The sequence below is a fragment of the Kitasatospora sp. NPDC088391 genome (assembly GCF_044753345.1).
Taxonomy (GTDB): domain Bacteria; phylum Actinomycetota; class Actinomycetes; order Streptomycetales; family Streptomycetaceae; genus Kitasatospora.
This window is the reverse complement of sequence record NZ_JBIVNB010000003.1, coordinates 548,206-560,924: the sequence shown is the minus strand read 5'-3', so window position 1 is coordinate 560,924 and position 12,719 is coordinate 548,206. Positions and strand designations below refer to the sequence as shown.

Below are 12,719 nucleotides of genomic sequence, written 5' to 3'. Positions count from 1 at the left end.
GGTGCCGGTGCGTCCTTTCGAGTGCCGTCGTCCCCCGGATGATGATCATCTAGTACCTGCGCCGCCGTTGTCGGATTAGTCTGCTGACTACGGCGGTCACGCGGCCGCTCGCACGGCCGCGCCGCGGTCTACCGGCACCCCACCCTGGCACCTACGGGGGAGACAGACCATGAGCATGTTGACTCCCCAAGGCTTGAAGGGGAAGCAGTACCGGGTCACCGGCAACGCCTATCCGCGCCTCGGGCGCCCGCCCCGCCGCGGCCGGAGGGTCGCCCTCGCGCTGGGCGGCGTCCTGACCCTCGGGCTGGTCTCGATGGGCGGCGTCCAGCTCTACGACGTCTTCACCGGCAAGCACAAGAACACCAGTGCGCAGGCCTGCGGCGGCCCCTCCGGCCGTCCGCTGGCCGTCCCGGAGAAGTCCCCCGCCGCCGGCGCCCCGACCACCGGGGCCCCCGCCGCCACCGGCGCGCCCGCCGCGCCCGCCCCCGGCGGCACCGCGGTGCCGCAGCCGGGCGCGGTGACGGTCAACGTCTACAACGCCACCGACAAGGGCGGCCTGGCCGCGCGCACCGCCGACGAGCTGAAGAAGCGCGGCTTCCAGATCGGCAAGGTCGGCAACGCGCCGTCCGCGCTCGACAAGAAGGTGCCCGGCAGCGCCCAGGTGGTCGTCGGCCCCGGCGCCACCGGCGCGGCCGCCCTGCTGACCACCCAGGTCGCCGGGGCCACCAGCAGCGAGGACGCCCGCACCGACGCCACCGTCGACCTGGTCATCGGCGACACCTTCACCGCCCTCGCCGAGCCCGCCCAGGCCGCCGCGGCCCTCGCCGAGCTGACCAAGCCCTCCCCCACCCCGGAGCCCGGCCACTGCTGAGCCCGCACACACGCGCGAAGGTCCGGCCGGGAGCTCCCGGCCGGACCTTCGTGCTTCCCGCTCCCGCCGCTCAGCCCGCGGTGCCGTACAGCCGGTCGCCCGCGTCGCCGAGGCCCGGGACGATGTAGCCGTGCTCGTTGAGCCGCTCGTCGAGGGCCGCGGTGACCACCGTGACGGGCGCCCCGGCCAGCTCGCGCTCCATCACCTCGACGCCCTCCGGCGCGGCCAGCAGCACCACGGCGGTGACGTCGGTGGCGCCGCGCTCCAGCAGCATCCGGATCGCGGCGACCAGGGTGCCGCCGGTCGCCAGCATCGGGTCGAGCACGTAGACCTGCCGGCCGGACAGGTCGTCCGGCATCCGGGTCGCGTAGGTGGAGGCCTCCAGGGTCTCCTCGTTGCGGACCATGCCGAGGAAGCCGACCTCGGCGGTCGGCAGCAGCCGGGTCATGCCGTCGAGCATGCCGAGGCCGGCCCGCAGGATCGGCACCACCAGCGGGCGCGGGTAGGACAGCCGGGTGCCCCGGGTGACCGCGACCGGGGTGGTGATCTCGACCTGGTCGGTGCGGACGTCCCTGGTCGCCTCGTAGGCGAGCAGGGTGACCAGCTCGTCGGTGAGCCGCCGGAAGGTCGGCGAGTCCGTGCGCTCGTCGCGCAGGGTGGACAGCTTGTGGGCGACCAGCGGGTGGTCGACGAGGTGGAGACGCATGACAACGACGATAACGGCCGTCGGGACGTGTGTACGACTCCGTACGAACCAGGACCGGCGCGGAACGGGCGCGGAACGGGCGCGGAGCCGACGGGAGTCGGCGGGGGCGGACGGGGAGCGGACCCGGAAGTCGGGCCGCTCCTGTGGTATCGACGCCGCTCATCTGGGAAAGTCGGAACCTATGAAGAGCAACCCGACGCGGGCAACCACCGCCGGCGCGGGCGGGTCCGGCTCGACAGACGAGTCCCGTCCGGCGTCGGAGCAGGCCTCCGAGCGCGCCCCCGAGAGCTGTGCGGAGACCGACGCGGAGCGGCGCAAGCGCCGGGCCGTGTTCCTCCGCGAACTGGCCGAGGCCCGCGAACTGCGGGCCAGGGTGCAGCCGAGACGGACCAAGGAGCGCCGGATGCGCGAGGCCCTGCGGATGCGCACCTTCCGGACCTGACCGGCTCCCGGCGCCGCCCGCGCACCGCGCCCCGCACCGGAGTTGCGCCCCTCGGCGGGCAGAACGCGCCCTTCCGCAAGCGGCCGGACGGTCAAGATCGGCTCGCGGACCGGCCGGAAGCAGACCTTTCCGACACGACCTGCGAAGACGCGCTGCCGAACACCCCCCGCAACGGCGGGCTTTCTGTCACGATGCCGGGGGACGGTCCGAACGGCGGACCGCCTTCTGGCGCGGGGGCGGCCGGACCGCACCCGCCCGAGATCGCCGACAGCCGAGACCAATCTTGGGAGTGTCCCTGGTGGCGTACTTCGCTGCAGTGCTTGCTCGCTCCGGTGCCGGGTGGGACGTGAGCGAGACCGAACTCGACGACGTAGAGACCCTGGCCGACCTGACCGACCTGGCCCGCCGCGCGGCCGAGGACGAGGACACCGTGCTGGTCTTCATCGAGCAGGAGGACGCCTGGTTCGCCGTCCTGCGGATCGACGGTGAGGACGACCCGCGGATCTTCGTCTCCGACGCCGCCGCCGCGGCGCGCAGTTCCTACGGCTCGGTCCTCACCGACGAGTTGATCGAGCAGGACGGGGAGGCCGACTTCGACGACCTCGACGGCCTGGTCGCCGAACTCGACGAGGAGGACGGCGCGGCCGCCGGGTCCGACGCCGAGGACGACGAGGAGCCGGCCGGCGCGCCGGGCGCGGCCCCGATCGGGCCGATCGGCGACTCCGAACTGCTCACCGACTACGGGATGGGCGCGGACGAGCTGCTGGACCTGGCCGGCCAGGGCGCCGCGCCCGGCGACGCGCTGGGCGAGATCGCCGAGGCGCTGGGCTGCGGCGAAGTCCTGGAGGCCGTTCGGTAGCGGCCGGCCCGGTGCCCGACACTGGGTCCATGCAGCCCGTCCCCTCCCCCGCCCCGACCCTCGGCGACCGGCCGCGGATCGCCCCGCTGCCCGCCCCCGTACGCCCCGACCCGGTCCGCGACCGGTGGCGGGACCAGATGCGCCTCGCCATCGAGGAGGCCGCCCTGGCCACCGCCACCGGGGACGTCCCGGTCGGGGCGTTCGTGCTGGGCCCGGACGGCGCGGTGCTCGGCCGCGGCCACAACGTGCGCGAGGCGCACGGCGACCCCACCGGGCACGCCGAGGTGGTGGCGATCCGGGCGGCGGCCGCCGCCGTCGGCGAGTGGCGGCTGAGCGGCTGCACCCTGGTGGTCACCCTGGAGCCCTGCACCATGTGCGCGGGCGCGATCGTGCTCTCCCGCCTCGACCGCGTCGTCTACGGCGCCCACGACCCCAAGGCCGGCGCGGCCGGCTCCCTCTTCGACGTGATCCGCGACAACCGCCTCAACCACCGCCCCGAAGTCCTCGGCGGCGTCCTCGCCGAAGACTGCACCGCCCAGCTGCACGCCTTCTTCGACACCCAGCGCTGACCCGCCCCCAACGGATTTCGTCCGCTCCCACCGATCCGGTAGAGTTCCCCTCGGTAGCGTGTCCGAGCGGCCAAAGGAGCACGCCTCGAAAGCGTGTGTGGGGGCAACTCCACCGTGGGTTCGAATCCCACCGCTACCGCTCTCCGAAGGGCCCGACCGTTTCGACGGCCGGGCCCTTCGCCGTACCGGCCTGCCGAAACGGGGAACTACTCCATGGACGGCCGGCAACCGATGCGGGGCGACACCCTGGTCGGCGAACTGCACCCGGAGGGCGGCGACATGCCGTGGTCCCTGCACCGCTTCACCCCGGGGCGGTTTGGCTGCGAATCTTCTTCGCGGAAGCGGACAAACCGGCCCTGAGCTGGGAATTCGCGTGGCCGTGCCGCTCAGGTCGGCCCTAGGGTGTGGGCTCCTTCACCGCTGGAACCAGGAGCTTCACCATGCCTTCGCCCGCTGTCTACAAGTCGCCGCGCGGTCTGGCCACCGCTGCTTCGGTGCTGCTCGGCCTGTGTGCGACGGCGTCGCTCGGGTCGGCCGTGGGCATCGCCCTCCTGCGCGCGGACAACGGCGTCGGGGCGCTGCTGACGCTGTTCGCCAGCGGGATGCTCGGGCTGCTCGTGCTGGGCACCATCGGGGTGTTCGTCCCCTGGCTGTACCGGGTACGGGTCAACGCCGAGGTGATCCACCCCCACAGCGCGCTGTCGCTGCCGGCCCGCTGGTGGACGATCGGCGGCTGGTTCATCCCGTTCGCCTGTCTCTTCATGCCCTGGCGGACGGTCCGCGGGGTGTGGCAGGCCAGCGCGCCGACCGACGACCACGGGGTGCCCCGGCCGATCGGGACGGTAGCGGTGACCGCCTGGTGGACCACCCTGATGCTGGGCAGCCTGCTCGCCCGGCTGGGCAGCAGCGTGATGGACAGCACGACGTCCGCCACCTACGAGGACTCCCGGCAGCAGGCGCTCTCCCTGCTGGTCTGCTCCGAGGTGCTGCTGATCGCCGCCGCGGTCCTGGCGATCGTGGTGGTGCGCCGCCTGACGGCCATGCAGGAGGCCCACGCCGAGGCCGCGCACGCCCGGGCCGCCGCGTACTGGGCCCAGATGCAGGCCGTCTGACGGCCCGTCCGGGGTCCGGCTCGGCCCCGGGGCGGGCGGGCCCTAGGGTGTGGGTTCCGTTGCCGCCGGAAGCAGGAGCCCTCCGATGACCTCGCCCGCTGTCCACCGGTCGCCGCGCGGCCTGGCCACCGCTGCTTCGGTGCTGCTCGGGTCGTGCGCGGTGGCCTCGTTCGGGACGGCGACGGGGGTGACCATGCTGCGGGCGGCGGAGCCGGGGCGGGAGCCTACGGCGGCGTTGGCGGTGACGTTGTTCTCGAACAGTGCGTTCGCGCTGATGATGCTGGGGACGGCGGGGGTGTTCGTCCCGTGGCTGTACCGGGTGCGGGTGAACGCGGAGGTGATCGCCCCGGCGGCGCCGCAGCCGCCGCGCTGGCTGACCGTCGTCTGCTGGTTCGTCCCGCTCGCCAACCTGTTCCTGCCCTGGTGGACGGTCCGCGGCGTCTGGCGGGCCAGCACCCCCACGGGCGAGCAGGACGGGGCCGGGCCGGTGCACGCCTGGTGGGGCGCCATGGTGCTGGCGTCGGTGCTCGCCCTGCTCTCCGGCGGCAGCATGGACTCCGCGACCTCCGTGACCTTCGAGGAGGCCCGGGAACGCGCGCTGACCCAACTGCTCGGCGCCGAACTGCTGATGACCGCCGCCGCGGTCCTGGCGATCCTGCTGGTGCGCCGCCTGACGGCCGTGCAGGAGGCCCAGGTCGCTGCGCACTCGGCGCGGGCCGGAACGATCTGACGGCCCGCCACCAACGGTGTTCCCAACGGCGGTTGCCGGAGGGCGGGTTGCGGGGATGATGCCCGCATGGGGAGTGCGCGGTGGCGGGTGCTGGTGTGGGTCGGGGCCGGGGTGTCGGCGGTCGGGCTGGCGGTGTTCCTGTGGGCGGAGGGGCTGGACCGGGCGAACCAGTGGGCGGGGGTGCTGGGGCTGTTCGTCGGGTTGGTGGGGCTGGTGCTGGCGGTGACCGGCGGGATCGGTGGGCGGGGCGGCGGGCGGCAGTCCGCGGACGGCGCGGCGGCGGGCGGTTCGGTGCGGCTGGTGCGCGGCGTGAAGGGCGACGTGGTGATCGGCCGGGGCCCGGCGCCCGGCCCGGTCCCGGAGGCGGGGCGGGTGCCGGAAGCCGGTGACGGGCAGTCGGCGCGCGGCGCGCGGGCCGGCGGGGACGTCGAGCTGGTCGACGGCGTGGACGGCTCGGTGCGGTTCGGCGAGTCCGGCGAGTCCGGCGAGGGGGCCCCGTGAGCGGCTTCTGGCGCCGGCTGTTCGGCGCGGAGGAGGACGGCGGGCAGTCCGCGGCGGGCGCGACCGCGGGCGGCGACATCGTGCTGGTCCGCAACGCGGGCACGGTGCAGGTCAACCTGGGCAAGGAGCGGCCCGCGCCGGGCGACCCGGAGGAGGCCCGGCGGCGGCACGCCTGGCGGCTGCGGGAGCGCTACCACCGCCTGGACCTGGAGGTGCTGACGCCGCTGTCGGAGCAGGACGAGCACCCGGCGGTGCACCTGCGCGAGGTGTTCGTGCCGCAGCTGGTGCGGGCCGACCCGCCGCCGGTGGAGCTGCCCCGGGAGCTGTTGAAGCGGCTCACCGACGTGGGCGAGCCGGACCCGTCCCGGCTGCCGCCGGGGGTGGAGCGGGAGACGGTGCGCCGGGTCCGGGAGGCGTACCGGCGGCGGCCCGCGGTGCCGGTGCTGCCGCTGCTGGCGGGCCCGGACGGGCACCGGGCGGTGCTGCTGGGCGACCCGGGGTCGGGGAAGTCGACGCTGGCCAGGTACCTGTGCCTGGCGCTGACCGAGCCGCTGGTCGACCCGGGGGCGGACGTCCCGGCGGAGGTGGCGCCGCTGGCGGGCCGGCTGCCGCTGATCGTGGAGCTGCGCCGGTACGCGGACCCGCAGTGGCGGGAACGCACCTTCGAGGACTTCCTGGCGCACCTGTACCGGACCGAGGGCCTGGGCCTGCCGGAGGAGCTGCTGGCCCGTCAGCTGGCCGAGCACGCCGCCCGGACCCTGGTGCTGTTCGACGGCCTGGACGAGCTGTTCGACCCGCAGGTCCGGGAGTTGGCGAGCCGCCGGATCGCGGCGTTCGCGGCCCGCTACCCGCAGCTGCGGGTGGTGGTGACCTCGCGGGTGATCGGGTACCGGCGGGAGCCGCTGGACGCGGCCGGGTTCGGCCACTACATGCTGCAGGACCTGGACGACGGGCAGGTCGGGGACTTCGCGGAGCGCTGGTACGCCAACGCCTGCCCGAACGACCCGGTGGAGGCGCAGCGGCTGCGCCGCCGGGTGACGGTGGCGGTGGCGTCCTCGGCACCGGTGCGGGAGCTGGCAGGCAACCCGCTGATCCTGACCATCCTGGCGATCATCGGGCGGCGCCGGGAGCTGCCGCGGGACCGCCGGACGGTGTACGAGCACGCGGTGGCGGTGCTGGTGGAGCACTGGGACCCGAGCAAGTACCTGCAGGACCGGCGGGTGGACGGCGGGATGCCGTACCTGGCGTCGGAGGACCGGCTGGAGCTGCTGCGGCTGGTGGCGCGGCGGATGCAGGAGGGCGGCGACGGGATCGCCGGGAACCACATCCCGGGGCGGGTGCTGCTGTCCTCGTTCGAGGGGTACCTGCGGGAGCGGTACGAGCTGCCGGCGGACCGGGCGGCGCCGGTGGCGCGGGCGATGCTGCAGCAGTTCCGGGAGCGGAACTTCATCCTGAGCCGGTTCGGCGGCGACGTGTACGGCTTCGTGCACCGGGCGTTCCTGGAGTACCTGGCGGCGGCGGACATCGCCTACCGGTTCAACCGGGAGCGGTCGCTGACGGAGGGCCAGCTGCTGGACGGGGTGTTCGCGGCGCGCTGGCGCGACCCGGCGTGGCGGGAGGTGCTGCTGCTGCTCGCCGGGGAGCTGGACGAGCGGTTCGTCGGCGAGGCGGTGTCGCGGCTGCTGGCGGCGGCCCCGGTGCTGCCGGGGGTGACGGGGGCCCGGGACGCCTCGCCGGAGTGGCTGGTGCTGGCGGTGCGCTGCCTGGGCGAGGTCCGCAAGCTGGGGCTGGTGACGGCGCAGTCCGAGGCGGTGGTGGACGCGCTGACGGCGCTGTTCGAGGCGTACGCGGCGGAGGGTTCGACGTACCTGCCGCGGGAGGCGGTGGAGGCGCTGGACGGGCTGCGGCCGGTGCTGACCGGGCTGGGCCCGCACTGGGTGGGCCGGGAGCGGTTCCTGCGCTGGTACCTGGTGCACGGGCACCACGCGCAGCGGGAGTCGCCGACCTCGATGGAGGTCGGGACGGTGACGGCGCGGCTGGCGTGCGCGCTGCAGCTGAACGATCCGGACGGCCCGGGGGTGCTGCGGGCGTGGGCGGAGCACGGCTGGTCGTCGGCGCAGCGGGCGGCGGCGTTCGGGGCGCTGGCGGAGGGCTGGGCGGGTGATCCGGGGGTGGAGGCGTTCGTCCGGAGCCGGGTGGAGCTGGACGGGGACGCGCTGACCCGGGAGGCGGCGGTCGCGGCGCTGGCGGACGGCTGGGCGGGCGTTCCGGGGACGGGGGCGTTCCTGGCGGCGCGGGTGGCGGAGTCCGGCGGCGAGGGCCGGCTGGACGAGATGCTGGCGCTGGGCAAGTCCTGGCGCGGGGACGGTCCGGCGCAGTTGCTGCTGCGGTCGATCGCGGCGGCGGAGCAGCCGGAGCTGCGGGGTCTGGCGGTGTTCGCGCTGACCGTGAACGGGCGGGTGGACGGTCCGCTGGCGGCGTTCCTGCGGGAGCGGGTGCGCGGGGACCGCGACCCGGGGGTGCGCGGGATGGCGCTGCGGGCGCTGTGCCTGCAGCCGGCCGACGATCCGGAGAACCTGCCGTTCCTGTCCCGGGTCGCCGGGTCGGACAAGGACCCGGAGCTGCGGCTGTCGGCGATGATCGGGCTGGCGCAGGGCTGGGCGGGCGATCCGGCGGTGGCGGAGTTCCTGCGGGAGCGGCTGGCGGAGGACCGGGACCCGCTGGTGCGCCGCCGGGTGCTGCCGGCGCTGGCGGGGCGCTGGGCGGGCGATCCGGGGGTGGCGGAGCTGCTGCGCGGCCTGGCCGTCACCGCGGGTCCGTGGGACGTGCGGGCGGGGGCGCTGCGGCTGCTGGGGCGGTGCTGGGCGGGCGATCCGGAGGTGGCGGAGTTCCTGCTGGAGTGCGCGGCCGACGGGGCGGGCGGCCCGGCCCGGGTGCTGGCGCTCGGGGAGCTGGCCACCCACTTCGCGGGCGCCCCGGAGCTGGACGCGTTCGTCCGGCGGGAGGCGGAGCGGGCGGCGGACCCGCTGGTGCGCGGGGCGGTGCTGACGGCGCTGTCGGACCGTCAGGAGCCGGGCGGGGCGGCCAGGTCGCTGTTCCTGGAGCGGGCGGTGGACGATCCGGACCCGCGGGTGCGGGACCTGGCGCTGGCGGCGGTGGTGCGCTGCTACGACGGCGAGGAGCGGGCGGGCGCGCTGCTGCTGGCCCGGGCGGGCGGGCTGCGGGACGCGGACGTCCGGCTGTCGGTGCTGCGGGCGCTGCTGGCGCACCGGCCGGCCGACCCGGCGGTGCGGGCGCTGCTCCGGGAGCGGGCGGTGGCGGACGGTTCGGCGCCGATCCGGGCGATCGCGCTGCACGCGCTGGTCCGGGACGGGGCGGGCGGCGGCGGCCCGGAGGCGGCGGAGCTGCTGCGGGAGCGGGCGGTGGCGGACCCCGATCCGCTGCCGCGGCGGGTGGCGCTGCGGGCGCTGGCCGGGACGGAGGCCGGGGCCGGGGACCGGGCGGGCGCGGCGGAGCTGCTGCGTTGGCGGGCGGTGGAGGACTCCGACGAGGAGGCCCGGGTGGCGGCGCTGCGGGCGCTGGCCTCGGGGTTCCCGGGCGGGGCGACGGCGGCGCTGCTGGCGCAGCGGGCGCGGGTCGAGCGGGCCCCGGCGGTGGCGGTGGAGGCGACCCGGCTGCTGGAGGCGACCCGGGTCGGGGGCGGCGCGACGGCGGCGATCGACGCCGGCGCGGAGGACGGTCGCGGCGCGGAGGACGGGGACAGCCCGGAGGACGGTCGCGGCGCGGAGGACGGGGACAGCCCGGAGGACGGTCGCGGCGCGGAGGACGGGGACAGCCCGGAGGACGGGGACGGGGCCGGAACGGCGAGCGGCTCCGCACTCCCCGGCGGTTGACCACCGTGCCGGGGAGTGCGGAGCCGTACGGAACCTCGCGGTCCGCGGTGTGGGGGCAGCAGCTCCGGGGGGACGAGCTGCTGCCCCGGCGGAGGTCCCACAACCGGGCGCCGCGTCGGGGGGATGCCGCCGCGCCCGGTCCCACAGCGGGGACCTCCGGATCGCCGTACCGGTGATTCCTGCCAGATCCTCGGTACATCAACCATCCTGCCGTGCCGCCGGTGCGGTCACCTCCGGAGAAAGCCCTGTTCCGGGGGGACCTTCGTCCCACGGGGTGAACGCGGCCCTCACCCGTTGCGCCGTCCGGTGGATAAGCTGCCCGCTGGCAGGGCCGTGCGGGGAGAGGCGACGGCCCGACTCAGGGAGGCAGGCCCGTTCGATGGCTCAGGCGAAGAAGGTGGCCATGTGGATCGTGGTCATCTTCGTCATCTACACGATCATCACCTCGCCGGTGCGCGCGGCCGAGCTGGTGCAGTCCGGTTTCGTCGGGATCTCGGACGCCGCCAAGGCGGTCGGCGCCTTCATGACCGGGCTGGTGCGCTGACCGGGTCGGTCCGCCGGTTACCTTGGCGGGGTTCGTCCGACGGGGCGCGCCCCGTCGGGGGTGTGCCCCTCCACCCGCGAGGAGCGGCATCGTGATCCGGCACCTGGTCCTGTTCAAGCTCAACGACGGCGTCCGCCCGGACGACCCGCGGGCGGTCGCGGGCGCGAAGGCGTTCGAGGAGCTCGGGGCGCTGATCCCCGAGCTGCGCGAGTGGGAGTGCGGCTGGAACTTCGCCGAGCGGGACATCGCGCAGGACTACGCGATCAACAGCCTGGTCGAGGACCGGGCGGCGCTCGCCGCGTACCTGGGCCACCCGGCCCACCAGGCCGCCGCCGCGCAGTGGCGTGAGTTCGCCACCTGGGTGATCGCGGACTTCGAGGTCTGACCCCCCCCTCAGCACACATCGCACACGCACGAACCAGCGACCTCCGGCCCCCACCCCGTGCCGGAGGTCGCGGCGCGTCGACGACGGACTCCGCCGAATGCTGGACGGTCCGTCAACACGCCTCCTCCGGGTGCTTGCCCGGCGACAGAACGACTTGTGATGCTATGACCGGTTTTGCCGGAAATTGGCGAGGTGATTCACAAGGGAGGGTGACCGTGTCCGTGCGGACGCAGGGCAGTGCGCCGGAGGAGCGGATCGAGGAACTGCCGGACCCGGCCGAACTGCTGGCCCGCCGTAGCGGCGGCCGCGGCGCGGTGGACGTCCGGACGCTCACCAGGGTGCTGTTCGAGCGGCTCGCCGAACTCCCCCCGGACGCCCCCGAGCGCGCCCGGGTCCGCTCCGCGCTGATCGAGATCAACATCCCGCTGGTCCGCTACGCCGCCACCCGGTTCCGCAGCCGCAGCGAACCGATGGAGGACATCGTCCAGGTCGGCACCATCGGCCTGATCAACGCGATCGACCGCTTCGACCCCGGCCGCGGCGTCCAGTTCCCCACCTACGCGCTGCCGACCATCCTCGGCGAGATCAAGCGCTACTTCCGGGACAACGTCCGCACCATGCACGTCCCGCGCCGGCTCCAGGAGCTGTGGGTGCAGGTCAGCGGCGCCATGGAGGAGCTGACGGTCACCCACGGCCGGGTGCCCAAGGTCCCCGAGATCGCCGCCAACCTGCGCATCCCCGAGGAGGACGTCCGGGCCTGCCTGGACGCCGGCCGCGCCTACAACGCCGCCTCGCTGGAGGCCGCCCAGGAGCACGAGGGCGGCCTCGCCCTGCTCGACCGGCTCGGCTACGAGGACTCCGCGCTCGCCGACGTCGAGCACCGCGACATGGTCCGCCACCTGCTGGTCCAACTCCCGGAGCGGGAGCGGCGGATCGTCATGCTGCGGTTCTTCGCCAACCTGACCCAGTCGCAGATCTCCACCGAGCTGGGGATGTCCCAGATGCACGTCTCCCGGCTGCTCTCGCGCATCCTCACCCGGCTGCGCACCGGGAACTCCTGGGAGGAGTGAACCCCCGCCGCCCGTGACCGCCGCGTGACGAGTCGGGACGTTCGGGTTTGCCGAGGGCGGTGATCCGGTATTGAGCAGGAAGACACGTCGGCCGGGCGCCACAGTGCGGCGGCGCCCGCCGAACAGGCAGTCACATGGGGGTGGGCGCGTGTTCACAGAACAGGGCAGTGCGGTCATCGAGTCCGTCACCGCAACGATCCCGGCCCAGGCCGGACCCGCCGAGGCCCCCGACCGGGCCGGCCCGGCCGAGGCTCCCGACCGGGCCCTCGACACCCGCACGCTGTCCCGGGCGCTGTTCCGCCGGCTCGCCGTCCTCGACCCCGACAGCGCCGAGCACGCCTACGTCCGCGACACCCTGATCGAGCTCAACCTTCCGCTGGTGCGGTACGCCTCGGCGCGCTTCCGCAGCCGCAACGAGCCGATGGAGGACATCGTCCAGGTCGGCACCATCGGCCTGATCAAGGCGATCGACCGTTTCGACCCGGACCGCGGCGTCGAGTTCCCGACCTTCGCCATGCCCACCGTGGTCGGCGAGATCAAGCGCTTCTTCCGCGACACCAGCTGGTCGGTGCGCGTCCCCCGCCGCCTGCAGGAGCTCCGGCTCGCCCTCACCAAGGCCGGCGACGACCTCTCCCAGCGCCTCGACCGCTCCCCCACCGTCCCCGAACTCGCCGCCTACCTCGGCGTCTCCGAGGACGACGTGGTGGAGGGCCTCGCCGTCGGCAACGCCTACACCGCCAGCTCGCTGGACTCCGCCCCCGGCGAGGAGGAGGGCGGCGACGGCCCGCTCGCCGACCGCCTCGGCTACGAGGACCTCGCCCTCGAAGGCGTCGAGTACCGCGAGTCGCTCAAGCCGCTGCTCGCCAAGCTCCCGCCCCGCGAGCGCCGCATCATCATGCTCCGCTTCTTCGGCAACCTGACGCAGTCCCAGATCGGCGAGGAGATCGGCATCTCCCAGATGCACGTCTCCCGCCTGCTCACCAAGACCCTGGCCCACCTGCGCGAGGGCCTGACCGCCGAGGGGTGACCGGGGCGAC

Annotated in this window: 13 protein-coding genes and 1 tRNA gene; 13 read left to right on the top strand and 1 reads right to left on the bottom strand. The window is 74.9% G+C overall.

The features are described from left to right. The first annotated feature begins 169 nt into the window (after positions 1 to 169). Positions 170 to 871: a LytR C-terminal domain-containing protein gene (locus ACIQBJ_RS11185; RefSeq protein WP_400707212.1), complete on the top strand. Its 702-nt coding sequence runs from the start codon at positions 170 to 172 to the stop codon at positions 869 to 871. Positions 872 to 941: 70 nt separating this feature from the next. Here the strand turns inward: ACIQBJ_RS11185 and upp are convergent, their stop codons facing one another. Next, on the bottom strand, positions 942 to 1,577 hold the full coding sequence (gene upp, locus ACIQBJ_RS11180) for a uracil phosphoribosyltransferase (protein WP_400707209.1): 636 nt from the start codon (positions 1,575 to 1,577) through the stop codon (positions 942 to 944). Between the two features lie 181 nt (positions 1,578 to 1,758). On the opposite strand from upp, the gene ACIQBJ_RS11175 reads away from it, so the two are divergent. From ACIQBJ_RS11175 to ACIQBJ_RS11120, 12 genes are all read left to right on the top strand, one after another. After that, complete coding sequence (locus ACIQBJ_RS11175) at positions 1,759 to 2,019, top strand: hypothetical protein (RefSeq protein WP_400707206.1); 261 nt, start codon at positions 1,759 to 1,761, stop codon at positions 2,017 to 2,019. A gap of 298 nt (positions 2,020 to 2,317) precedes the next feature. Next, complete coding sequence (locus ACIQBJ_RS11170) at positions 2,318 to 2,878, top strand: hypothetical protein (protein ID WP_400707203.1); 561 nt, start codon at positions 2,318 to 2,320, stop codon at positions 2,876 to 2,878. 29 nt (positions 2,879 to 2,907) lie between these two features. Then, positions 2,908 to 3,447 (top strand): tRNA adenosine(34) deaminase TadA, encoded by a 540-nt coding sequence (gene tadA, locus ACIQBJ_RS11165; RefSeq protein WP_400707200.1) that lies wholly within the window; start codon positions 2,908 to 2,910, stop codon positions 3,445 to 3,447. A gap of 52 nt (positions 3,448 to 3,499) precedes the next feature. Continuing rightward, positions 3,500 to 3,586 (top strand) — tRNA-Ser (locus ACIQBJ_RS11160). 301 nt (positions 3,587 to 3,887) lie between these two features. Further along, positions 3,888 to 4,559, top strand: a complete 672-nt coding sequence (locus ACIQBJ_RS11155; RefSeq protein ID WP_400707197.1) for a DUF4328 domain-containing protein — start codon at positions 3,888 to 3,890, stop codon at positions 4,557 to 4,559. Positions 4,560 to 4,644: 85 nt separating this feature from the next. After that, positions 4,645 to 5,289, top strand: coding sequence for a DUF4328 domain-containing protein (locus ACIQBJ_RS11150; protein ID WP_400707194.1), 645 nt, complete (start codon positions 4,645 to 4,647; stop codon positions 5,287 to 5,289). A 66-nt stretch (positions 5,290 to 5,355) separates the two neighbouring features. After that, the gene (locus ACIQBJ_RS11145; RefSeq protein ID WP_400707191.1) at positions 5,356 to 5,790 is read left to right on the top strand and encodes a hypothetical protein; all 435 of its coding nucleotides are present in this window, start codon (positions 5,356 to 5,358) and stop codon (positions 5,788 to 5,790) included. Next, positions 5,787 to 9,683: a HEAT repeat domain-containing protein gene (locus tag ACIQBJ_RS11140; protein ID WP_400707188.1), complete on the top strand. Its 3,897-nt coding sequence runs from the start codon at positions 5,787 to 5,789 to the stop codon at positions 9,681 to 9,683. Before ACIQBJ_RS11145 ends, ACIQBJ_RS11140 begins: the two co-directional genes overlap by 4 nt. A gap of 379 nt (positions 9,684 to 10,062) precedes the next feature. Continuing rightward, the gene (locus tag ACIQBJ_RS11135) at positions 10,063 to 10,227 is read left to right on the top strand and encodes a hypothetical protein (RefSeq protein ID WP_157032091.1); all 165 of its coding nucleotides are present in this window, start codon (positions 10,063 to 10,065) and stop codon (positions 10,225 to 10,227) included. Between the two features lie 91 nt (positions 10,228 to 10,318). Further along, positions 10,319 to 10,612 (top strand): Dabb family protein, encoded by a 294-nt coding sequence (locus tag ACIQBJ_RS11130; protein ID WP_400707184.1) that lies wholly within the window; start codon positions 10,319 to 10,321, stop codon positions 10,610 to 10,612. A 215-nt stretch (positions 10,613 to 10,827) separates the two neighbouring features. Further along, on the top strand, positions 10,828 to 11,682 hold the full coding sequence (locus ACIQBJ_RS11125; protein ID WP_400707181.1) for an RNA polymerase sigma factor SigF: 855 nt from the start codon (positions 10,828 to 10,830) through the stop codon (positions 11,680 to 11,682). 148 nt (positions 11,683 to 11,830) lie between these two features. Next, positions 11,831 to 12,709 (top strand): RNA polymerase sigma factor SigF, encoded by an 879-nt coding sequence (locus tag ACIQBJ_RS11120; protein ID WP_400707178.1) that lies wholly within the window; start codon positions 11,831 to 11,833, stop codon positions 12,707 to 12,709. Positions 12,710 to 12,719 lie beyond the last annotated feature (10 nt).

Excerpts from the sequence above, each read along its gene's own strand:
- ACIQBJ_RS11185 (WP_400707212.1), top strand. The coding sequence starts at position 170 with ATGAGCATGTTGACTCCCCAAGGCTTGAAGGGGAAGCAGTACCGGGTC.
- upp (WP_400707209.1), bottom strand. The coding sequence starts at position 1,577 with ATGCGTCTCCACCTCGTCGACCACCCGCTGGTCGCCCACAAGCTGTCC.
- ACIQBJ_RS11175 (WP_400707206.1), top strand. The coding sequence starts at position 1,759 with ATGAAGAGCAACCCGACGCGGGCAACCACCGCCGGCGCGGGCGGGTCC.
- tadA (WP_400707200.1), top strand. The coding sequence starts at position 2,908 with ATGCAGCCCGTCCCCTCCCCCGCCCCGACCCTCGGCGACCGGCCGCGG.
- ACIQBJ_RS11155 (WP_400707197.1), top strand. The coding sequence starts at position 3,888 with ATGCCTTCGCCCGCTGTCTACAAGTCGCCGCGCGGTCTGGCCACCGCT.
- ACIQBJ_RS11150 (WP_400707194.1), top strand. The coding sequence starts at position 4,645 with ATGACCTCGCCCGCTGTCCACCGGTCGCCGCGCGGCCTGGCCACCGCT.
- ACIQBJ_RS11145 (WP_400707191.1), top strand. The coding sequence starts at position 5,356 with ATGGGGAGTGCGCGGTGGCGGGTGCTGGTGTGGGTCGGGGCCGGGGTG.
- ACIQBJ_RS11135 (WP_157032091.1), top strand. The coding sequence starts at position 10,063 with ATGGCTCAGGCGAAGAAGGTGGCCATGTGGATCGTGGTCATCTTCGTC.